This is a genomic window from Rhizobium sp. F40D2 (assembly GCF_051810745.2).
Classification (GTDB): Bacteria; Pseudomonadota; Alphaproteobacteria; order Rhizobiales; family Rhizobiaceae; genus Rhizobium.
Map to the genome: position 1 here is coordinate 1,849,352 of NZ_CM131436.1, position 19,730 is coordinate 1,869,081.

Genomic DNA, 19,730 nt, shown 5'->3' on the forward strand with positions numbered 1-19,730 from the left:
AACGGCCGGCGCTCTTGCAATTTGCGGCGGCTCGGGCACACTGTCACGCAGCTGTCACATGCAGAGGCCTTGGAGACTGAATGACAGATCAGCCGGATTTGCGACACGGCGAAAGCCGTTCCGTCGACAATAGTTCCTCAGTCGTCGTCGATCTCAGGGAATACAAGCAGAGCAAGGACCCGCTTCCGGTGACCTTTCATCGGCGTGAACTGGACGCGATCCTCTGGATCTACGGCCGTATGGTCGGTGACGGCGAATGGCGCGACTACGCCATCGATCACCTGAAGGACAAGGCGGTGTTCTCCGTCTTCAAGCGCTCCGGCGAAATGCCGCTGTTCCGCATCGAGAAAAATCCCAAGCTCGCCGCCAAACAGGGCGCCTATTCGGTGATCAACGTCCACGGCACCATCCTGAAGCGCGGTCACGAGCTGAACCAGGTGCTGAAGGTGTTCGACAAAGCGCTGAAGCTGGTCGACAAGTAGGCCGTAACATTTTATTCGGCATGTCGTTATCCCCGAACCGCTGCACACTTCCTGATGACATGCATCAGCCGGCAAACAGCGTGCCGGGATAGGCGGAGGGATCCGGATCGGTCGTCATGCCCTCTCCGAGGGAACGCTGCATGAGCATCGTATCCAGCCAGCGGCCGTGCTTGTAGCCGGCGCCCCGCATCAGGCCGACCTCCACGAAGCCTGCCTTGAGATGAAGCGCGATCGAGGCGGGGCTGGCGCCGCCGATGACGGCGATCATCTGACGAAAACCGAGACTTGTGCTGCGGTCGATCAGCTCGGCCATCAGCGCTTTGCCGATGCCGCGGCCACGGGCTTCGGGCGCCAGATAGATCGAATCCTCGACCATCCATCGATAGGCCGGGCGGACGCGAAAGGCCGAGGCATAGGCATAACCGAGCAGGCCTCCACCCGCACCGGCTGCGGCGATATAGGGATATTGCTGGCCGACGATCGCCGCAAAACGCTGCGCCATCTCGGCCTCAGAGGGCGGGGTGATCTCGTAGCTCGACGTGCCGTTCAGAACGGATTCCCGGTAGATACCGGTAATGGCGGGAATATCGGCTTGCAACGCATCGCGCAGGAGAAAGGACATTCGATGGCGGGTCCACTAGGAGGGCAAGGCTCTCCTAAAGCGCGTCGCGATCTTTCAGATCTGCTCCTAGCGCTTTAGGTCTTTGTTTTTGCGCGTGTCGTTGCCGCAAAACCGCAGCACACTTTTGCGCGACACGCTTTAAAACCATCCGAGGAAAATCAGCGCAACAAAAAAGGCGGCCGAAGCCGCCTTTTCGCCTTAGTCTGCCTGCTTATTTGCGGTTGCCCATGAACTGCAGCAGGAACATGAAGAGGTTGATGAAGTCGAGATAGAGCGTCAGCGCACCCATGATCGCCTTGCGGCCGGCCACGGCAACGTCATCGGCTTCCAGGTACAATTCCTTGATCCGCTGCGTGTCGTAGGCGGTGAGGCCGGCGAAGATCAGAACGCCGATCACCGAGATCGCAAACTGCATGGCCGACGAGGCCAGGAAGATGTTGACGATCGAAGCGATGATCAGGCCGAAAAGACCCATGATCAGGAACGAGCCCATCGCCGACAGGTCACGCTTCGTCGTATAGCCGTAAAGCGACAGCGCGCCGAAGGAGGCGGCAGTGACGAAGAAGGTCTGAACGACGCTCTGGCCGGTGTAGACCAGGAAGATCGACGAGAGCGACAGGCCGACCAGCGCGGCATAGACCCAGAAGGTCGTCTGTGCGGCGGCCACGCTCATGCTATTGATGCGGAAGCTCAAGAAGAAGACTGCCGCAAGGGGCGCAAGGATCACGACCCAGCGCAAGGGCGACTGGAACAGGAGCACGCCGAACTGGGTGAGCTGGCCGTCCTGAACTGCGAAGTTGAATCCGAGATATGCGGCCACACCGGTGATCGCCAGACCCAGCGCCATCAGGTTGTAAACCTTGAGCATATAGGCGCGCAGGCCTTGATCAATCATCTCGCCGGTCTGAGCGCGGCTTTGATAGTTACGAAGGTCAGCCATAGTTTCCTCTTACAAGCTCCGATGGAGATACGGTGTCGGGGTTTTCGACCCGGGCGCCGCTGCGGAGCTCCAGCATGCCTGCAGACAATATGAGGCTTTCGCCCTTCGCAAACAAGAGGGTTGCAAAGGCCCGGCCGGTTAAATCGCCGTAAGGTGAAGGGTTTGAGGCGCCCTATGCGGTCAAAGCTCGCGCAGGACGGGTGCCGCCTTCTGCCCGAGGATGCGCCACGTGCCGATGAGGCCAATGCCGACGGTGAGGACGAGCGCGGTGACCAGCGTCAGTCCCGCCACATCGGGCAGGAAGGTCGAAGGCAGGCGCATGATGCGGGCGACGATGAACCAGGCGGCAACGCCGCCGGCCATCAGCGCGAAGATCGCGGTCGCCAGCCCAAGGATCAGATATTCGTAGCTGAAGGCGCAGATCAGCATGGCGCGGGTGGCGCCGAGCGTCTTCAGCACCACCGCGTCGTGGGTGCGGGCGCGGTTTCCGGCGGCAAGCGCCCCGGCAAGGACGAGGATCGAGGCGATGAGGGCGACGGAGGCCGCGGCGCGGATTGCGGTCGCAAGCTGCGCCACCAGCTGGTTGACGATGTCGATCGCGTCCTTGACGCGGATGCTGGTGATCGTCGGATAGGTGTTGGTGATGGATTTCAGGATCGCCGCATCTTCGGCTGGTGTCGAGGCGGGATCGGTCAGGGTCGCCAGCCACGCGTGCGGGGCGCCGCGGAATGTATTCGGCGAGAAGACCATGACGAAGTTGATCGACAGCGATTCCCATTGGACGCGGCGCAGATTGGCGATCTTCGCGGTGATGTTGCGGCCGAGCACGTTGACGGTAATCTTGTCGCCGATCTTCAGGCCGAGTTCGTGCGCCTCTTCCGCGGAGAAGGAGACGAGCGGCTCGCCGCTGTAATCCTTGTCCCACCAGCTGCCTTCGGTGAGCGCGGCATTTTCCGGCAGGGTGTCGGCGTAGGTGATGCCGCGATCGCCGTTCAGCACCCAGCGACCGGCGGCCGGCACGTTCATCCTGCTGACGTCCTCGCCGTTGAAGGCGACGATCCGGCCGCGCAGCATCGGCACTTCCATCAGCCTGCCCTTTGGCGCCTGTGCCTGGACGAGAGCACGGAATGCGTCGACCTCGGCGCTTTGGATATCGACGAAGAAGAAGTTCGGCGCGCCCTCGTTCATGCGGCCGGTCAGCTGCTGGCGCAGGTTTCCGTCGATCAGGGTCAGCGTGACCAGCAATGCCAGGCCGAGGCCGAGCGAGAGCACGACCGAGGGCGTCAGCGCGCCGGGGCGGTGGATGTTGCCGATCGCAAGCCGCAGTGCCGGCGAGTTGACCCGCGGGCTGCGGCGCGCGAGCCAGGCGATCGCTGCTGCGACCAGGCGCAGCACGACGAAGGCGAAGACGATTGCGCCGACGAAGACGACGGCGATGAAGCGGTCATAGGCGGTGAGGATGGCAAGGCCGGCAAGGGCGGCCATGAACAGCGTGGCCAGCAGGATATAGGGCCAGGAGGGAAGGCGGCGGGCCTCGAAGCCTTGCTCGCGGAAAAGCGCGGTCGCCGGCACTTCGCGGGCATGGCCGAGCGGCAGGATGGCGAAGGCGAGCGTCGTCAGGATACCGAAGAGCGTCGCCAGCAGCAGGGCGCCGGGATAAAGCGTCAGCGCCGTCGAGACCGGCAGGAACTGCGCCAGAAACTGGGCAGCGAAGATCGGCGACAGGGCGCCGATGAAAAGGCCGATCATGATGCCGCCAAGCGCGATGATGGCGATCTGGAAGAGATAGATCAGAACGACGACCTGCGCCGGCGCACCGAGACATTTAAAGGTTGCGATGGTGGTGCGCTTGGCATCGAGGAAGGCGCGCACCGCATTGGCGACGCCGACGCCGCCAACGATCAGCGCCGTGAGGCCGACCAGCGTCAGGAACTGCGAGAAGCGGGTGATGTTTTCGGTGAGCGAGGGGGCGGCGCGGTCGCTGGTGCGAACAGCCCAGCCGGCGGAGGGAAATTCCTTGGCGGCGCGCGCCTGGATGCCCGACATCGCGCCCTTGTCTTCCAGCCGGATCTTGTAGGCATGCTCGACCAGGCTTCCCGTCTGGATCAGCCCGGAGGCTTCGAGTGCTCGGCGGCTGACCAGTAGACGCGGCGCAAAGCCGAAACCTTCCGACAGCGCGTCCGGCTCGGTTTTGACGGTAGCGGTGATGCTGAGCTTGACATTGCCGAGCAGCAATTCATCGCCGACCGCAAGCCCGAGCCGATCGAGAAGCAGCGGGGCTGCGACGGCGCCATAGGTGCCGCCTTGGCCCGAAAGCAGGGCTGCGATCGGATAGTCCGGCTCGGCCACGAAGCTGCCGTAGAGCGGGTAGGCGTCGTCGACCGCCTTGACCTCGACGAGTGCCTGATCGGAACCGTCAGGCTTGCGGGCCATCGAGCGCAGGCCGGTCGACACCGAAACGGTGCCGAGGCCTTCGAGGAAAGCCATTTCCTCAGGCGTCGCTTCGCGGTTGTTGAGTTCGAAACGGACGTCGCCGGCCAGCAGCTCCTGCCCCTGAGAGGCGATCGTATCGGTGATCGACTGCGAGACGGAATTGACGGCGGCGATGGCGCCGGTGCCGAGCGCGATGCAGGCGAGGAAGATATAGAAGCCGCGAATGCCGCCGCGCAGCTCGCGGAGCGCCAGGCGAAAAGCGAGCGAAACGCGCGGCGTGACGATGCTCATGCGATCGCCGCCTCGCTATGGCGGGCGGTGCTGTCGCCTTCGATCCGGCCGGAACGGACACGGATCTGGCGCGAGCAGCGGTTTGCCAGCGAGACGTCGTGGGTAACAAGAAGCAGGGTCATGCCGCGTTCGGCCTGCTTGGAAAACAGCAGGTCGGAAATCTGGCGGCCGGTCTCGGTGTCGAGATTGCCTGTGGGCTCGTCGGCGATCAGCAGGGCGGGCGAGGGGGCGAGCGCCCTGGCGATCGCCACGCGCTGCTGTTCGCCGCCGGAAAGCTGGCCGGGATAGTGGTTCAGCCGTTCACCGAGGCCGACCGACTTCAGCTCGCGATGGGCGATCTCGAAGGCGTTGCCGACCTTGGCGAGCTCGAGCGGCACGGCGACGTTTTCCAGCGCCGTCATGTTGGCGATCAGGTGGAAGGACTGGAAGACGATGCCGATGTTGCGGCCGCGGAAATCGGCCACCTGATCCTCGCTCAGCGCGTGGATCGGCGTGTCGTTGATATTGATTTCGCCGCTGTCGAGCTTCTCCAGCCCGGCAAGCACCATAAGCAGGGTCGACTTGCCGGATCCGGACGGGCCGACGATGCCGACGGATTCGCCTGACGCGATATCGAGATAGATGCCCTTCAGCACATGCACGGAAGCGGCCGCGCTGCCAAGCGTCAGATCGGCGCCCTTCAACTCGATGATGGTTTTAGCCAACAGAAATCGCCCTATATAAATCCATAACGAAACAGCCGCATAACGGCACTTTGCCAATCTAGGGAAGCCAGAATGAGATTTAAAGTTGCCGCGCTTCAATTCACCGTCATTGCCGCCTCGTTGATCTTTGCCGCTGCAGCCGATGCCCGGACGATCAACCTCGTCGGTTTTGGGGACAGTTTGATGGCGGGCTACCAATTGCCGCCCGGCGACGGCTTTCCGGAAAAGCTGCAGACGGCGCTGAAGGCGAAGGGGCTCGACGTCGCCATTGCCAATGCCGGGGTCTCCGGCGACACGACGACAGGTGGGCTTGCGCGGATCGACTGGTCGATACCCGACGGCACCGACGGCGTCATCCTCGAACTCGGCGCCAACGATGCGCTGCGCGGCATTCCGCCTGAAGAAAGCGAGAAGAATCTCGACCAGATGATTGGCCGGCTGAAAGAGCGTGGCATCGCCGTGCTGCTCGTCGGCATGATGGCGCCGCCGAATATGGGGGCGGATTATGCCGCACGCTTCAATCCGATCTACCGGAAGCTTTCGGAAAAACACGGAGTTCCGCTGTATGGCTTCTTCCTCGACGGCGTGGCGCTCGACGCGGGGCTGAAACTCGACGACGGGATGCATCCGAATGCGAAGGGCGTGGATGTCATGGTCGGGAAGATGGAAGCCGATGTCACAAATTTCGTCGGAACGATTTCTACTGTGAAGAAATAGGGGCTTGCGCGGTCATTGATTGCATGATTCCGTGTAAGCACCTGCAAAAGATTCGGGGAGTGCTCGTTATGCCGAGACTGTTTACCGCCCTCGAAATTCCGCGCAATGCGGCGATGAGCCTTTCATTGCTGCGCGGTGGCCTCCCCGGAGCACGATGGATCGATGTGGAGAATTACCACATCACCCTGCGCTTCATCGGTGATGTCGACGGCCGCACGGCCGATGAAATCGTAGAACGCCTTGACCGGATCGATCGGCCGGAATTCCAGTTCCGGCTCGAAGGCATCGGTTCCTTCGGCTCGAAGAAACCGCATTCAGTCTGGGCCGGCGTCTCGCAATCGCCGGAGATGTACGCCCTGCAGGGTGAGATCGAGCGGATCTGCCAGCGCATCGGCCTGCCGCCGGATCCGCGCAAATTCATGCCGCATGTGACGCTGGCGCGGCTCAAATCGTCGCGGCTCGACGATGTCGTGCAATATCTGGCCGGACGCGGCAACTTCCACACGTCGACCTTCACGGCGCCGCGCTTCGTGCTGCTGTCGTCGCGCGAATCGGTCGGCGGCGGCCCCTATCTCACCGAGGAAGTGTTCCCGCTGCACGAGGCGCGCTCGGCGCCCAGCGCTTCGAGCAGGCTGCTGCAGCCGGTCAAGAGCCTGGTGTAGACCAGCTCGAAACCTGCCGGGCCGCCATAATAGGGATCGGGAATATCCTCCCCCGTTCTAAGTGCGATATCGGCGAACAGGCGGATGCTCGCCTCAGGCGGGGCGATCTTCTCGAGCGCCGTCAGGTTGTCGCGGTCCATCGCAAGGATCAGATCGAAATCCCTGAAATCGCTGGAGCGGATTCGGCGGGCACGCTGCCCCGAAATATCGATGCCGTGGTTTTGGGCGGTGGCAATCGACCGCCGGTCGGGCGGCTCACCTTCATGCCAGCCGCCAATGCCGGCGGAATCGACCGTGAAACGGCCGGTCAGGCCAGCTTCGGCGACCAGATGGCTGAAAATTCCTTCCGCCAGAGCCGAAAAGTGTAAGCGGTTTTCGGGCGACATCATGCTCTAACTTTATAATATAGAACAGGATTCAGATTTTAGGCCGACCCGGCCTAAAATCATCCTGTTCTAGGGAGAACGGCATATATTGCCCATGCAAACGAAGAGGATGCTGATGCGTTTCATCGGTAAACCTGTCGGCGGATGAGAGGACCATGGCATGAAAATGGAAAGACTGGAACGGACGGCGGTCGAGGCGCAACTGGCCGGGCTTACGGGCTGGGCGCTCAATGAAGCGGCTTCTTCGATATCGAAGACATTCAAGTTTTCGAATTTCATCGAGGCATTCGGATTCATGACCGAGGCAGCGATCACGGCCGAAAAACTCAACCACCATCCCGAATGGTTCAACGTCTATTCCCGGGTGGATGTGACGCTGAACACACATGATGCCGGCGGACTGACGGAGCTGGATTTCAAGCTCGCCAAGGCGATGGAGAAGGCGGCGGCGCGACGCATCGGTTGAAAACGGGCCGATTGAATGCGTGGGCGCCATCACCATATGTTCGCAGGGACGAAAGGATGGAAGGGATGGACGAGGTCAAGTTCGGGGAAATCCTGTTGCCGGGCGACGAGGACACCCAGAGCCGCCGGGAGAAGACGGTCAGGCAGAAATTCTGGCCGACCTTCCGGCGGGCGGTGCGGCAGATTCCGTTCTCGCGCGATGTCGTTGCCGGGTTTTACTGTGCGCTTGATCCGCAGACGCCGACGAAGGTGCGCGGCGTGCTGCTCGCAGCGCTCGCCTATTTCGTCATGCCGGTCGATATCATCCCGGATATTTTCGCCGTCATCGGCTTTTCCGACGACATCGCCGTGCTCTCGGCCGCCTTCGCCATGGTGCGTGGCCATATCCGCCCCGGCCACTACGAGGCGGCCGACCGCGTTCTGGCCGACCGGACCGAAGAAACGATGAAAACAATTTAGAGCCTTTCCCGGTCAGCTTGAAGCATTCTGCCGGAGCAGGGTTTCGTCAGGGCAGAGGCGATTGGCGAAGGGCATACCCCCAGGTACGTCCGAGCCGATCGTCTCTGATCCTGGCTAGAGATGCCCGGCCCACCGGCCGCACTGCTTCGCCACGGCGAAGCGATAAAGTGCGTCCGGCGATTCCTAAGTCTTGCAGATTTGCCAGGCAAATCTGCGGGAGGGTTGGCTGAAACGGGCCGGCTGATCGACCGGCCGGCTTGGCCGTAGCGCCGGGCTACAACGCGCGCCGGCCAGTCGACCATCCGACTCCGTTTGAGCACAGAATGCTTCAATCCAACCAGGAAAGGCTCTAGGCGAATTCGCGCTCCAGCACCTTGCGGAGCTTGCCGAAGGCAAGTCGGATCCGCGATTTCACCGTGCCGAGCGGTAGTCCGGTCGCTTCGGCGATCTCCGAATGCGATTGACCAAGGAAGAAGGCGGCACGCAGCATGTCGCGCTGCTCCTCCGGCAATTGGCCGACGGCGGCGCGAATCCTGGCGTCGCGATCGTCATTGGCGATGATTTCGTCCGCGCCGATTGCGGCCGGTGGCTGCAGGGCTGGATCGGTCTCGTCGAAGATGCGGGCATTGATGCGGCGCTGCATGTCGATGCGGCGGTTGCGGGCAATGCGGAAAAGCCAGGTCGAGAGTGAGGATCGCGTGGCATCATAGAGATCTGCCTTGTGCCAGAGCACGATCATGATCTCCTGAACCAGTTCCTCGGCCTCGCCTGATGTCATCTTCTGGCGCATCAGCCAGGCTTTCAGCCGCGGTGCGAAATAGTCGAACAGGATGGAAAAGGCCTGCTGGTCGCGATCCCTGGCGACGGCCTTCGCGAGGGCAGCGAAACGCTGTCTTTGCTCGGCATCCATGTCCCCTCACGAGCCCCCTGCGGCAATAATTTCGTATCGGATTTCCAAGTCTTACTGAGGTACAACGGATTTGGGAAAGGTCAAACTCTTGCCTGAATCTTTGTGTCTTAAATTCAGCCGAACGGACGGCCAGTGCCATTGGGGCACCATGTCGCGGCCGATACCGTCAAAGGGGCGAAAATTGATACCCGAGCTGAAATGACACAGGCAGACACAAATCGCAGCTATTGTTGACCATTTGGTAACCTGAATTAAGTCAAAATAAAGCAGATCGTGATTATGCGGCGCCCGCTATGATCGCTTCGGGCCTTGAATCGCAAGAACCGGCAGGAATCCATGTTTGTAAAAAGTATCGTATCCGCTCTCGCACTCACCCTTGCCATGGCCGGAGTTGCGGCAGCGCAGCAGGCCGCGCCGAACCGCATCCAGCAGTTCCAGGCATGGGGCGCCTACTCCTACAAGTCGGGCGCCAGCACCGTCTGCTACGTATTGTCGGTTCCGACGGCAAAGCAGCCGGCAAGCGTCGACCACGGCGACAACTTCTTCATCGTCTCGCAGCGTCCGGGCCAGAACATCTCCTACGAGCCGCAAGCGATGATGGGCTACACGGTGAAAGAAAATTCGAAGATCAACGTCGTCATCGACAACAAGACCTTCGTGATGTTCACCAAGGACAAGGCCGGCTGGGTCGAGAATGCCGCCCAGGAACCGGCCCTCGTCGCGGCGATGAAGACCGGTCATTCGATGACGGTGAATGCCGTTTCGCGCAAGGGCACCGGCACCTCCTACAGCTATTCGCTCTCGGGCATCTCGGCAGCGCTGAAGCAGATCGAAAGCTGCAAGTAAGCGGTCTTGAGCCGCAGAGTTTCACGAGGCCGGCCTTGCGCCGGCCTTTGCTGTTTTCCATCTCTAAAGCGCGTCGCAGCAAACTTGATTCATGCGACGCGCTTTAGCTCTTTGTTTTGATGCATGTCGTTATCCCGGAACCGCTGCACACTTCCGGGCGACATGCATTAGTGACGTGCGGGCAAAATGATGCTAAAGGGCGCGCCAACAGCGGATAGATCGCGATCAGTCGCCGTTCCGCCATTCAATTTTTGCCGATCTGCCGTCATGCGTCCGCAAGTCTTCCGGTTCACCCCGAAGCGTGCGGGCTCGCAGGGGCAGGACATGTTTGAATTCGGGATGAATGCCTATGTCCGTCATGGATGCGATCGTTGTTAGCAAGCCGCAGGCGCACACGTCCGCCAGCTTGGAAAAGCCGTCTTTGATCGGGCTGTCGCGCGAGGAGATGGGGGCGGCACTCCGGGAAAGGGGTGTGGCCGAGAAGCAGATCAAGATGCGCGTCGCGCAGCTTTGGAACTGGATCTATGTGCGCGGCGTCTCCGATTTCGATCATATGACGAATGTCGCCAAGGACATGCGTGAAATGCTGAAGCAGCATTTCACCATCGCGCGTCCGGAGATCGTCGAAGAGCAGGTCTCGAACGACGGCACGCGCAAATGGCTGCTGCGCTTTCCCCCGCGGGGTGCTGGCCGCCCGGTCGAGATCGAAGCTGTCTATATTCCGGAAGAGGGCCGCGGCACGCTCTGCATCTCGAGCCAGGTCGGCTGCACGCTCACCTGTTCCTTCTGTCACACCGGGACGCAGCGTCTGGTGCGCAACCTGACGGCGGAGGAAATTCTGTCGCAACTGCTGCTTGCCCGCGACCGGCTTGGCGACTTCCCCGATCGCGAAGCGCCGCAGGGCACGATCATGCCTGCCGAGGGCCGCAAGGTCAGCAATATAGTGATGATGGGCATGGGCGAGCCGCTCTATAATTTCGACGCCGTCAAGCAGGCATTGCTGATCGCCACGGATGGCGACGGCCTGTCTCTCTCCAGGCGCCGCGTGACGCTGTCCACCTCGGGCGTCGTGCCGGAAATCTTCCGCACCGGCGAGGAGATCGGCGTCATGCTGGCGATCTCGCTGCATGCTGTGCGCGACGACCTGCGCGACATTCTGGTGCCGATCAACAAGAAGTATCCGCTGAAGGAACTGATCGAGGCGTGCAAGGCCTATCCCGGCCTTTCCAATGCGCGGCGCATCACCTTCGAATATGTGATGCTGAAGGACATCAACGACAGCCTTGAAGACGCCAAGGGGCTGATCAAGCTGTTGAAGGGCGTGCCGGCGAAGATCAACCTCATTCCGTTCAATCCCTGGCCCGGCACCAATTACCAGTGTTCCGACTGGGAGCAGATCGAGAAGTTCGCCGATTTCATCAATTCGGCCGGTTACGCCTCGCCGATCCGCACGCCGCGCGGCCGCGACATTCTTGCGGCCTGTGGCCAGCTGAAATCGGAGTCTGAACGCATGCGCAAAACCGAGCGCCTGGCCTTCGAGGCGATGATGATCGCCAATCACGGCGCCGACGACTGATCAGCAAGTTTGATCCTCGCTACAATTCTCCTGCATTGATTTAAGCATGCGCATTTCCTAATAGTGCCGCCAAAATCAATCAGGAGGATACAAATGCGCCCGATTCTGCTCGCTCTTGCCGCCAGTTTGGCCCTTTCCCTGCCCGCAAAGGCTGACAACGTCACGGTCGCCGTGACGGCGATCGTCGAGCATCCGGCGCTGGATGCAGCCCGCAAGGGCGTTCTCGATGCACCGACGGCCGCCGGCTACAAGGAAGGCGAGAACCTGAAATTCGTGTTCAGATCGGCGCAAGGCAATCCGGCGACGGCCGCCCAGATCGCCCGCCAGTTCGCCGGCGACGAACCGAACGTCATCGTGCCGATCTCCACGCCCTCGGCCCAGGCGGTCGTCTCCTCGACGCGCGACATTCCGGTCGTCTTCACCGCCGTCTCCGATCCGCTCGGCGCCCAGCTCGTCAAGAACATGGACAAGCCCGGCGGCAACGTCACCGGCCTTTCCGATATGTCGCCGGTCGCCGAGCATCTGGCGCTGATCAAGGAAATCCTGCCCGATGTGAAAACCATCGGCTATCTCTACAATTCCGGTGAGGCCAATTCCGTTTCGCTGCTTGCCGTCTTGAAGGCCGAAGCCGAAAAGGCCGGCCTGAAGGTTGTGGAATCGGCTGCCACCAAGTCGGCCGAGGTCCAGGGTGCGGCCCGCGCCCTCGTCGGCCGCGCCGACGCGATCTACATCCCGACCGACAACACGATCATCTCTGCGCTCGAAGGCGCCGTTGCGGTTGCCGAGGAGAGCAAGCTGCCGCTCTTCACCGCCGATACGGATTCGGTTTCGCGTGGTTCGGTCGCCGCCCTCGGCTTCAACTATTACGATGTCGGCAAGCAGACGGGCGAGATCGTCGTGCGGGTGCTGAAGGGCGAAAACCCGGGCGATATCGCAGTCAAGACCGCCGCTGGCAGCGACCTCGTCGTCAACAAGGCGGCTGCGGCCAAGATGGGCGTCACCCTGCCGCAGAGCGTGCTTTCCCGCGCCAACAAAGTCATCGAATAATCGGTCGTCGTTCCATCGACCATTCACATTCAGCCGCTCCCGTTTGCACGGGGGCGGCTGAAGTATTAAAAAGCTGCGGTTTCGCGACGGGCGGAACGGTAACAAAAAGGGGCTGAAAGCCTTGAGCCAAATCGCATTTTGGGGGGCCGTCGAGCTCGGTCTGGTCTATTCCTTCGTCGCTCTCGGCGTCTATCTCGCCTTCCGCATTCTCGACTTTCCCGATCTGACGGTCGACGGCTCGTTTCCGCTCGGCGCGGCGGTGACCGCGGTGCTGATCATTGCCGGTGTCAATGCCTGGCTTGCGGCCGTGGTCGCGATGGCGGCCGGTGCGGCTGCGGGCATGGTGACGGCGCTGCTCAACGTGCGCTTCAAGATCCTCAACCTTCTGGCCTCGATCCTGACGATGATCGCGCTGTTTTCCGTCAATCTCAGGGTGATGGGCAAGCCCAATGTCGCCCTCATCAATGCCGATACGATGATCAGCCCGTTCTTCGGCCATGGCCTTCGCGATTTCTACGTGCGGCCGCTGTTCGTCGGCGTTCTCGTCATCGTCGCGCTCATCCTGGTCTGGCGTTTCCTCGAAAGCGATGCCGGGCTGGCGATGCGGGCGACCGGCGCCAATGCGCGGATGGCTCGCGCCCAGGGCGTCGACACCAGCCGACAGATCTATCTCGGCATGGCGATCTCGAATGCGCTGGTGGCGTTCGGCGGCGCGCTGTTTGCCCAGACGAACGGCTTTGCCGATGTCACTTCGGGTGTGGGGACCATCGTCGTCGGTCTTGCCGCCGTCATCATCGGCGAGACGCTGCTCGGGCGCCGCGGCCTGTTGATCGCGTTGATCGGCTGCGTGCTCGGCTCGATCCTCTATCGCATCGCGATCCAGCTGGCGCTTTCGAGCGATGTCATCGGCCTGCAGGCGTCCGACCTCAATTTCGTGACGGCGGTGCTGGTCACCGTGGCGCTCATCCTTCCCCGTCTTCGCGGAGGTGCCGCATCATGATCAGCGTCAAGGATATCAAGGTCGTTTTCGGCCGCGGCACGCCGCTGCAGAAGCAGGCGCTGAACGGCGTCAGCCTGACCATCGAGCAAGGCTCCTTCGTCACCGTCATCGGCTCCAACGGCGCCGGCAAATCGACGCTGCTCGGCGTGCTCGCCGGCGATGTCCTGCCGAGCGAGGGGCAAGTGCTGATCGGCAAGAACGAGGTGACGCGCAAGTCGACGGCATCACGCGCCGGTCTGGTTGCGCGCGTCTTCCAGGATCCGCTGACGGGAAGCTGCGGTTCGCTGTCGATCGAGGAAAATCTCGCTCTCGCCGCCCGGCGTGGCGAGAGGCGCGGACTTGCGCCGGCGCTCGGGGGCAGCAGGCGCGACTATTTCCGGGAGCGGATTGCCGAACTCAATCTCGGGCTGGAAAACCGACTGAAGGACCGGATGGATCTTCTGTCCGGCGGGCAGCGTCAGGCGGTTTCGCTTGTGATGGCGACACTCGCGGGCTCGGAAGTGCTGCTGCTCGACGAACATACGGCAGCACTCGATCCCGGGATGGCGGAGTTCGTGATGAGCCTCACCCAGAAGATCGTTACCGAGCGAAAGCTTACGACGATGATGGTGACGCACTCGATGCGCCAGGCGCTGGACTACGGCCACCGCACGATCATGCTGCATGGCGGCGAAATCGTTCTCGATGTCGCGGGCGACAACAGGAAGAACCTGCAGGTAGAGGACCTGATCGCCATGTTCCGCAAGATGCGCGGCCAGACGCTCGACGACGATGCTTTGCTGATCGGATAAGAACGACAGCGTGCTGATCATCTGGCCTGGGTGAGCAGGATCTTTGCGGCGAAGACTGAGAAGACGCCGGCGAAGGTATAGTCGATGCCGCGCAACACCTTCTTGTTGGTCTGCAGCCAGGAGGCCAGCCAGTCGGCGGCAAAGACGACACTGGCATTGACCGGCATGCCGATTAGGATGAAGCAAAACCCGAGGAAAAGCAGCTTCTGCGTTACTGCCGGATCGCCGGCGCTGACGAATTGCGGCAGGAAGGTCATGAAGAAGATGATGACCTTGGGGTTCAGAAGATTGACCCAGAAGCCCGACGAGATGTTCGCAAGCGCCGTGCCCTTTTGCGCCTCGACCTTGGCGACGGTGAGCTTCGAGCCGAAACGGATCGCCTGCACCGCCAGCCAGAGCAGATAGGCGGCGCCGCCGGTCTTCAGGATCAGGAAGGCGGTCGGCGAGGCGGTGATCAGCGCCGAAATGCCGAAAGCGACCAGCATGGTGTGAACGACGATCCCGAGGCTGGTGCCGACAACGACGAAAAGAGCCGCCTTCTTGCCTTGGGCCAGCGAACGGCTGATCGATAACGTCATGTCGGGGCCCGGGGTCGCCGCGAGCAACAGCGTCGCGGCGGCGAAGGCGAGAAGCGTCGACAGGCTGGGTAGGAAATCCATGGCACACTCTGAAAGCCGGAAAGATCCGACGATTTCTCACTCGGCTTCCAGAAAATTACCAATCAAACCTTGGAATAGTAACGATCACTTCTGTTCCAGGAACGCTTTGAACTTGTCGCCGTAGTCCTTGTGCCAGCGTGACAGCGGCGGGCGATTCTCGATGACGTCACCGGCAGCCCATGCCATGCGGCGTTCGTCGACCGGCCGGGCCACGTCGTTATCGGGGCAGAGGATATAGAAATCGCCGCGCTCGAGGCTTTCGACCATGAAATCGACGGTCTGCTCCGGCGTCCAGGCGCCGGCCGGCTTTTCCGCGCGGTCGCCCTTGGTGAGGCCGGTGAAGACGAAGCCCGGGATCAGAAGATGGGCGGAGATCTTTCCGCCGTCGATGTTGCGAAGCTCGTGTTCGAGCGCTTCGGTGAAGACCTTCACCCCGGCCTTCGAGATATTGTAGGCGGGATTGCCGGGCGGCGTTGTGATGCCCTGTTTAGAGCCGGTGTTGATGATCAGGCCGGGCTCGCCATGCGACAGCATCTTCGGGCCGAAGGTGCGGGTACCATTGATGACGCCCATCAGGTTGACGGCGAAGATATGGTCCCAGTTCGCCTGCGGGCTGAAGATCGAGGTTTCCGGGCCGATGCCGGCATTGTTCATCAGCACGTGCACGCGGCCGAAACGCTGAAGCACGGCGCGTTCGAGCGCCTCCAGCGAGTCCCGGCTGGCGACGTCGGTCTCGACCGCCATCACATTTTCTTCGCCGGCAATGGCCTTGAGTTCGTCGGCGGCCTCGGCCAGCCGATTGCCGCCGAGATCGGCGATGGCGACGCTCATGCCGCGCCCGGCGAAATATTTCGCCGCCGCCAGGCCGATGCCGGAGGCGCCGCCGGTGACGACTGCAACATTGGATTTCTTGAAAATGTCTTGAATATTGGTCACGGGGAGCCCCTCCTCGATCATTGCTAGGACGTTGGCGAATATGGGCTCCGCTTTGGCGCTGTCAACGCTATCGCGCCGGCGGCTTAGCACTTGCCCTTGCGTCACGCGCCAATCTCGCTAAAAGTGCCGCGATACCGGGTTTTCGCCGGCCTTTTATGCAACGGACCTCATCACCATGGCATCATACAAAGACGTGAAGAAAGTCGTTCTCGCCTATTCCGGCGGCCTCGACACCTCGATCATCCTGAAGTGGCTGCAGACCGAACTCGGCGCCGAAGTCGTTACCTTTACCGCCGATCTCGGCCAGGGCGAAGAGCTGGAGCCGGCGCGCAAGAAGGCCGAGATGCTCGGCATCAAGGAGATCTACATCGAGGATGTGCGCGAGGAATTCGTGCGCGATTTCGTCTTCCCGATGTTCCGTGCCAATGCCGTTTACGAAGGCGTCTACCTGCTCGGCACCTCGATCGCCCGGCCGCTGATTTCCAAGCATCTGATCGATATCGCCCGCAAGACGGGCGCGGACGCGATCGCCCACGGCGCCACCGGCAAGGGCAACGACCAGGTCCGCTTCGAGCTGTCCGCCTATGCCCTGAACCCCGACATCAAGATCATCGCGCCGTGGCGCGACTGGGCGTTCAAGAGCCGCACCGACCTGCTCGCCTTCGCCGAACAGCATCAGATCCCGGTTGCCAAGGACAAGAAGGGCGAGGCGCCGTTCTCCGTCGACGCCAACCTTCTGCATTCCTCCTCCGAGGGCAAGGTTCTCGAAGACCCTGCTCAGGAGGCGCCGGAATATGTGCATATGCGCACGATCTCGCCTGAGGCCGCGCCCGACAAGGCGACCGTAATCAAGGTCGGCTTCCGCAAGGGCGATGCCGTCTCGATCAACGGTGTCGAGATGTCGCCGGCAACGCTGCTCGCCACACTCAACACCTACGGCCGCGACAACGGCATCGGCCGTCTCGACCTCGTCGAGAACCGCTTTGTCGGTATGAAGTCGCGCGGCGTCTACGAAACGCCCGGCGGCACGATCCTGCTCTCGGCGCACCGCGCCATCGAATCGATCACGCTCGACCGGGGTGCCGCCCATCTCAAGGATGAGATCATGCCGCGTTACGCGGAGCTCATCTATTACGGCTTCTGGTTCTCGCCGGAGCGCGAGATGCTGCAGGCGCTGATCGACAAGAGCCAGGAGCATGTCGAAGGCGAAGTGACGCTGAAGCTCTACAAGGGTAATGTCATGGTCACCGGCCGCGAAAGCGAAAAGTCGCTTTATTCCGACAAGCTCGTCACTTTCGAGGACGACCAGGGCGCCTACGACCAGAAGGACGCGGCCGGCTTCATCAAGCTCAACGCGTTGCGTCTGCGCACGCTCGGCAAGCGCAATCTCAAGAAGTAGTCACGGTCGCTTTCGCACCGGATATGAGCCCGCCGGCATTGCCGCGCGGGCTCTTTTTTACGCGGCGGCTGAATCGACACGTAGTCTGACGTCACCGCGACGCGGTCCCCAGCTTTCGGCCCACAGCGGCAGGCCGACCAGATCGGCTATCTCGGACGCCGCTTCGACAGGATCAAGCGGCATCACCTCTCCGCAATCCGTCACCGCAAAACCATCCTCGGCCTGATCGAGGCAGGTCACCGCCAGTCCGGCTCTCACCTTGATATCGTTGCGGTCCAACGTCAGATCGCGTGTGATGGCTTCACGCAACAGGCCGAGATCGAGCGGGGCGAGCCTCAGGCGCCCCTGCCATTCGTTCGGCGCGTTGGTGGGGTCGACGACAGTGACGCCGGGGAGTGCGGCAACTTCGCCCTTGAGGGGCCCTGCGCCGTGCCGGGTGGTGTAGCAGCGCGTCGCATATGTTGCGTCGAGCGCGGTGATGCCTGCCTCGGCGGCGATAGCGAGCATGTTGGCGAGCCCGGTATTGGAACGGGTGACGTGGGGAAAGTCGCCACCGTCCTGATCGAGCCCGAGGCCCTGTGCCGCTTCGAAGATGACGGTGCCGCGTTCGCACAGCCGCCGGTCGGGCCAGAGCGTGACGCGGTCGAGATAGGCGGCGCAATCTGCCTCGAAGCGGGCGATGGTGGTGTCGTCGGCCAGCGCGCCGGCCAGTTCCGCGGGCAGGGCGGTGATGCCGAGCGCGGCCAGCCGGAGAGGCACCCAGGCATCGCGGATCGAAACAAGGCGGGTGTGCAGATCGGGGCGGAACAGATCCTTGGTCGAGAGGGCGAATTCCGGGCGCAGGTTGCGTTCGATGGTCTCGCCGAAGCCGAGGCCGCAGCTGCCGTGACGGGCAGCGCCACGCGCCAGCTCCAAGGCCTGGTTGATGATGACGTCGAAGGGGTGGTGACCGGCGCCCGCGGGTCGCTGCTGATCTCGGGCTTCACACCGAACTGGCCGAGATCGGCCAGCTCGTCGAGCAGTAGCATCGGATGGGCGACGAAAAAGCGGCTGAAATGCGTGGCGGCCCCGGCAAAGCTGCCCGAGCCGATATGGTGGAAGACATGACGGCGTCCGGCGGGATCGACGACGGTGTGGCCGGCCTGAGCGCCGCCATTGCTGCGAACCACCACGGCCCCCGGCGCGGCTGCGGCAAGGCGATCGACCATCAGCCCCTTGCCTTCGTCGCCATAAAGCGCGCCGATCACGGCCTGTGCTCGAGTGCTCATCCTCTGCTCCTCAAAATGGTTCCCGGAGCGCGCCGGGGCTTTTGTTCTCTACGATATGGGGCCGGAGCGGTTCAGCTTTTATGGAAGCTCTGAACCGCTCCAGCTTTTTGTCTTTAACTCCCCGGGAAAAGCGCCTCGCACCTTTCCCGGGGAAGCCGGATCAGAAGAATGGCAGCAGGCGCCGCTTCGGGCGTTCGCCGATCGCCTTGGCGACGACCGCAGCCGCCGCACCCGGCCAGCTGGCGGCCACCTCGCCGGCATCCCGGCCCTCGGTGATCTCAATGATCGACACCACCAGTTCGGCGATGCGCCTGTGACCATCGAGCACGAAGGTCCGGCCCGGCAGCAACGGCTGCCAGCTCGCCAGCACCCGGTCGAGCCGCGCGGCTGCATAACCCTCGCGGATGACGATGTGGAAGACCTCATAGGATCTCTGTGCCATCGCAAGGCATTCCCGGGCGCTCAGGCCGCGCGGCGGTTCGATGCCGAAGATGCGGGCGATCTGGCCGGCGGTCAGGCCGTTGTGAACCGGCTCGTCGCCGATGGTGAAGAGATAGCCTTTGCGGCCGCGCCTTTCGAAGGCATCGGTCGAGGTTTTGAGGGCTGCCAGAAGGTGGGCGGCGCTGTAGCTCTCGCCGTCATTGCCACCGCCATTGCCTTCCAGCCACAAGGCGCGGATCTGGCTGGCAAGCGAGATGTCGGCCTCGAACTGGGTGGCCTGCAGCGGCGCCGTATCGGTGTACGCATCTCCTACCGCCGCCACCATGATATGCGGATCGGATACCGGCCGGCGGTCGTAGATCTCCGATGTCAGGGTGATGAGCCCGCCGCGCATGAGCTCGTGGGCGATCATGCCCATCGAGCCGGTCACATCCGAGGCGAGAATAATCGGGGTCGATTGCGGATTGTACGCGCTGTCGCGGCTCTCGCGCGTCGCAAAGCGCGCCGGATCGAACCGGGGGTCGATGCCGGTGGCGCCGAATACTTCGGACCGGCTGCGGCCATCCACATGGCGTGCATTGTAGGCCGCCCAGTCGGTTGTGCTGAAACGTCCCATACCCATGGCATCACTCCTTTGCTGTTGCCTTGGCGATCAGGCTCGCAGGTTCTGGCCGCTGCCCTCGTTAGCAATCATAT

Annotated in this window: 20 protein-coding genes and 1 pseudogene; 11 read left to right on the forward strand and 10 right to left on the reverse strand. The window is 62.2% G+C overall.

The annotated features are described in order from the left end of the window. Window positions 1-80: 80 nt before the first annotated feature. On the forward strand, window positions 81-482 hold the full coding sequence (locus ACS4RS_RS08875) for a DUF2794 domain-containing protein (protein ID WP_097624950.1): 402 nt from the start codon (window positions 81-83) through the stop codon (window positions 480-482). A 64-nt stretch (window positions 483-546) separates the two neighbouring features. Here the strand turns inward: ACS4RS_RS08875 and ACS4RS_RS08880 are convergent, their stop codons facing one another. The 4 genes from ACS4RS_RS08880 to ACS4RS_RS08895 all read right to left on the reverse strand — a co-directional run bounded on the left by ACS4RS_RS08880 (window position 547) and on the right by ACS4RS_RS08895 (window position 5,472). After that, window positions 547-1,104, reverse strand: coding sequence for a GNAT family N-acetyltransferase (locus ACS4RS_RS08880; protein ID WP_439011269.1), 558 nt, complete (start codon window positions 1,102-1,104; stop codon window positions 547-549). Between the two features lie 211 nt (window positions 1,105-1,315). Beyond that, window positions 1,316-2,044, reverse strand: coding sequence for a Bax inhibitor-1/YccA family protein (locus tag ACS4RS_RS08885; RefSeq protein WP_003567385.1), 729 nt, complete (start codon window positions 2,042-2,044; stop codon window positions 1,316-1,318). 180 nt (window positions 2,045-2,224) lie between these two features. Further along, entirely contained in the window at window positions 2,225-4,768 is a 2,544-nt protein-coding gene (locus ACS4RS_RS08890) for an FtsX-like permease family protein (RefSeq protein ID WP_439011268.1), read from the reverse strand. Beyond that, entirely contained in the window at window positions 4,765-5,472 is a 708-nt protein-coding gene (locus ACS4RS_RS08895) for an ATP-binding cassette domain-containing protein (protein WP_439011267.1), read from the reverse strand. Before ACS4RS_RS08895 ends, ACS4RS_RS08890 begins: the two co-directional genes overlap by 4 nt. A 72-nt stretch (window positions 5,473-5,544) precedes the next feature. On the opposite strand from ACS4RS_RS08895, the gene ACS4RS_RS08900 reads away from it, so the two are divergent. Both ACS4RS_RS08900 and thpR read left to right on the forward strand, forming a co-directional pair. Continuing rightward, entirely contained in the window at window positions 5,545-6,189 is a 645-nt protein-coding gene (locus ACS4RS_RS08900; RefSeq protein ID WP_439011266.1) for an arylesterase, read from the forward strand. A gap of 68 nt (window positions 6,190-6,257) precedes the next feature. Beyond that, window positions 6,258-6,851, forward strand: a complete 594-nt coding sequence (thpR, locus tag ACS4RS_RS08905; protein ID WP_012559245.1) for an RNA 2',3'-cyclic phosphodiesterase — start codon at window positions 6,258-6,260, stop codon at window positions 6,849-6,851. On the opposite strand, the gene ACS4RS_RS08910 is transcribed toward thpR, so the two are convergent. After that, window positions 6,758-7,240, reverse strand: coding sequence for an arsenate reductase/protein-tyrosine-phosphatase family protein (locus ACS4RS_RS08910; protein ID WP_439011265.1), 483 nt, complete (start codon window positions 7,238-7,240; stop codon window positions 6,758-6,760). The two genes, thpR and ACS4RS_RS08910, sit on opposite strands and share 94 nt — an antisense overlap. Before the next feature lie 157 nt (window positions 7,241-7,397). On the opposite strand from ACS4RS_RS08910, the gene ACS4RS_RS08915 reads away from it, so the two are divergent. Together ACS4RS_RS08915 and ACS4RS_RS08920 are read left to right on the forward strand one after the other, a co-directional pair. Next, window positions 7,398-7,703, forward strand: coding sequence for a 4a-hydroxytetrahydrobiopterin dehydratase (locus ACS4RS_RS08915; RefSeq protein WP_439011264.1), 306 nt, complete (start codon window positions 7,398-7,400; stop codon window positions 7,701-7,703). Window positions 7,704-7,768: 65 nt separating this feature from the next. After that, window positions 7,769-8,161 carry a DUF1232 domain-containing protein gene (locus tag ACS4RS_RS08920; RefSeq protein ID WP_439011263.1) on the forward strand — a complete coding sequence of 131 codons (393 nt, stop codon included), beginning with the start codon at window positions 7,769-7,771 and terminating at the stop codon, window positions 8,159-8,161. 349 nt (window positions 8,162-8,510) lie between these two features. Here ACS4RS_RS08920 and ACS4RS_RS08925 read toward each other — a convergent pair whose 3' ends face one another. Then, window positions 8,511-9,071 carry a sigma-70 family RNA polymerase sigma factor gene (locus ACS4RS_RS08925; RefSeq protein ID WP_439011262.1) on the reverse strand — a complete coding sequence of 187 codons (561 nt, stop codon included), beginning with the start codon at window positions 9,069-9,071 and terminating at the stop codon, window positions 8,511-8,513. A 336-nt stretch (window positions 9,072-9,407) separates the two neighbouring features. Between ACS4RS_RS08925 and ACS4RS_RS08930 the strand changes: the two genes are divergently transcribed. From ACS4RS_RS08930 to ACS4RS_RS08950, 5 genes are all read left to right on the forward strand, one after another. Then, the gene (locus ACS4RS_RS08930; RefSeq protein ID WP_003589764.1) at window positions 9,408-9,917 is read left to right on the forward strand and encodes an invasion associated locus B family protein; all 510 of its coding nucleotides are present in this window, start codon (window positions 9,408-9,410) and stop codon (window positions 9,915-9,917) included. A gap of 349 nt (window positions 9,918-10,266) precedes the next feature. Next, window positions 10,267-11,493 (forward strand): 23S rRNA (adenine(2503)-C(2))-methyltransferase RlmN, encoded by a 1,227-nt coding sequence (rlmN, locus tag ACS4RS_RS08935; RefSeq protein ID WP_439011261.1) that lies wholly within the window; start codon window positions 10,267-10,269, stop codon window positions 11,491-11,493. A gap of 93 nt (window positions 11,494-11,586) precedes the next feature. Continuing rightward, window positions 11,587-12,540: an ABC transporter substrate-binding protein gene (locus tag ACS4RS_RS08940; RefSeq protein ID WP_449313950.1), complete on the forward strand. Its 954-nt coding sequence runs from the start codon at window positions 11,587-11,589 to the stop codon at window positions 12,538-12,540. A 121-nt stretch (window positions 12,541-12,661) separates the two neighbouring features. Beyond that, window positions 12,662-13,540, forward strand: coding sequence for an ABC transporter permease subunit (locus ACS4RS_RS08945; RefSeq protein ID WP_439011260.1), 879 nt, complete (start codon window positions 12,662-12,664; stop codon window positions 13,538-13,540). Next, window positions 13,537-14,331 (forward strand): ATP-binding cassette domain-containing protein, encoded by a 795-nt coding sequence (locus tag ACS4RS_RS08950; protein ID WP_439011259.1) that lies wholly within the window; start codon window positions 13,537-13,539, stop codon window positions 14,329-14,331. The genes ACS4RS_RS08945 and ACS4RS_RS08950 overlap by 4 nt, the downstream gene beginning before the upstream one ends. 17 nt (window positions 14,332-14,348) lie before the next feature. Here ACS4RS_RS08950 and ACS4RS_RS08955 read toward each other — a convergent pair whose 3' ends face one another. Together ACS4RS_RS08955 and ACS4RS_RS08960 are read right to left on the reverse strand one after the other, a co-directional pair. Next, window positions 14,349-14,990 (reverse strand): LysE family transporter, encoded by a 642-nt coding sequence (locus tag ACS4RS_RS08955; RefSeq protein WP_439011258.1) that lies wholly within the window; start codon window positions 14,988-14,990, stop codon window positions 14,349-14,351. A gap of 84 nt (window positions 14,991-15,074) precedes the next feature. Beyond that, window positions 15,075-15,926 (reverse strand): SDR family NAD(P)-dependent oxidoreductase, encoded by an 852-nt coding sequence (locus ACS4RS_RS08960; RefSeq protein WP_439011257.1) that lies wholly within the window; start codon window positions 15,924-15,926, stop codon window positions 15,075-15,077. 175 nt (window positions 15,927-16,101) lie between these two features. On the opposite strand from ACS4RS_RS08960, the gene ACS4RS_RS08965 reads away from it, so the two are divergent. Continuing rightward, window positions 16,102-17,325 (forward strand): argininosuccinate synthase, encoded by a 1,224-nt coding sequence (locus ACS4RS_RS08965; protein ID WP_439011256.1) that lies wholly within the window; start codon window positions 16,102-16,104, stop codon window positions 17,323-17,325. Between the two features lie 57 nt (window positions 17,326-17,382). On the opposite strand, the pseudogene ACS4RS_RS08970 reads toward ACS4RS_RS08965, so the two are convergent. Beyond that, window positions 17,383-18,593 (reverse strand): annotated as a pseudogene (locus tag ACS4RS_RS08970) (adenylosuccinate synthetase). A 160-nt stretch (window positions 18,594-18,753) separates the two neighbouring features. Continuing rightward, window positions 18,754-19,656: a hypothetical protein gene (locus ACS4RS_RS08975; protein WP_439011254.1), complete on the reverse strand. Its 903-nt coding sequence runs from the start codon at window positions 19,654-19,656 to the stop codon at window positions 18,754-18,756. Window positions 19,657-19,730 lie beyond the last annotated feature (74 nt).

Bases quoted from the DNA above. Each gene is read 5' to 3' on its own strand.
- ACS4RS_RS08950 (WP_439011259.1), top strand. From the start codon at position 13,537: ATGATCAGCGTCAAGGATATCAAGGTCGTTTTCGGCCGCGGCACGCCG.
- ACS4RS_RS08975 (WP_439011254.1), bottom strand. From the start codon at position 19,656: ATGGGTATGGGACGTTTCAGCACAACCGACTGGGCGGCCTACAATGCA.
- ACS4RS_RS08965 (WP_439011256.1), top strand. From the start codon at position 16,102: ATGGCATCATACAAAGACGTGAAGAAAGTCGTTCTCGCCTATTCCGGC.
- ACS4RS_RS08925 (WP_439011262.1), bottom strand. From the start codon at position 9,071: ATGGATGCCGAGCAAAGACAGCGTTTCGCTGCCCTCGCGAAGGCCGTC.
- ACS4RS_RS08890 (WP_439011268.1), bottom strand. From the start codon at position 4,768: ATGAGCATCGTCACGCCGCGCGTTTCGCTCGCTTTTCGCCTGGCGCTC.
- ACS4RS_RS08885 (WP_003567385.1), bottom strand. From the start codon at position 2,044: ATGGCTGACCTTCGTAACTATCAAAGCCGCGCTCAGACCGGCGAGATG.
- ACS4RS_RS08880 (WP_439011269.1), bottom strand. From the start codon at position 1,104: ATGTCCTTTCTCCTGCGCGATGCGTTGCAAGCCGATATTCCCGCCATT.
- ACS4RS_RS08900 (WP_439011266.1), top strand. From the start codon at position 5,545: ATGAGATTTAAAGTTGCCGCGCTTCAATTCACCGTCATTGCCGCCTCG.
- rlmN (WP_439011261.1), top strand. From the start codon at position 10,267: ATGTCCGTCATGGATGCGATCGTTGTTAGCAAGCCGCAGGCGCACACG.
- ACS4RS_RS08940 (WP_449313950.1), top strand. From the start codon at position 11,587: ATGCGCCCGATTCTGCTCGCTCTTGCCGCCAGTTTGGCCCTTTCCCTG.
- thpR (WP_012559245.1), top strand. From the start codon at position 6,258: ATGCCGAGACTGTTTACCGCCCTCGAAATTCCGCGCAATGCGGCGATG.
- ACS4RS_RS08910 (WP_439011265.1), bottom strand. From the start codon at position 7,240: ATGATGTCGCCCGAAAACCGCTTACACTTTTCGGCTCTGGCGGAAGGA.
- ACS4RS_RS08920 (WP_439011263.1), top strand. From the start codon at position 7,769: ATGGACGAGGTCAAGTTCGGGGAAATCCTGTTGCCGGGCGACGAGGAC.
- ACS4RS_RS08955 (WP_439011258.1), bottom strand. From the start codon at position 14,990: ATGGATTTCCTACCCAGCCTGTCGACGCTTCTCGCCTTCGCCGCCGCG.
- ACS4RS_RS08915 (WP_439011264.1), top strand. From the start codon at position 7,398: ATGAAAATGGAAAGACTGGAACGGACGGCGGTCGAGGCGCAACTGGCC.
- ACS4RS_RS08930 (WP_003589764.1), top strand. From the start codon at position 9,408: ATGTTTGTAAAAAGTATCGTATCCGCTCTCGCACTCACCCTTGCCATG.
- ACS4RS_RS08875 (WP_097624950.1), top strand. From the start codon at position 81: ATGACAGATCAGCCGGATTTGCGACACGGCGAAAGCCGTTCCGTCGAC.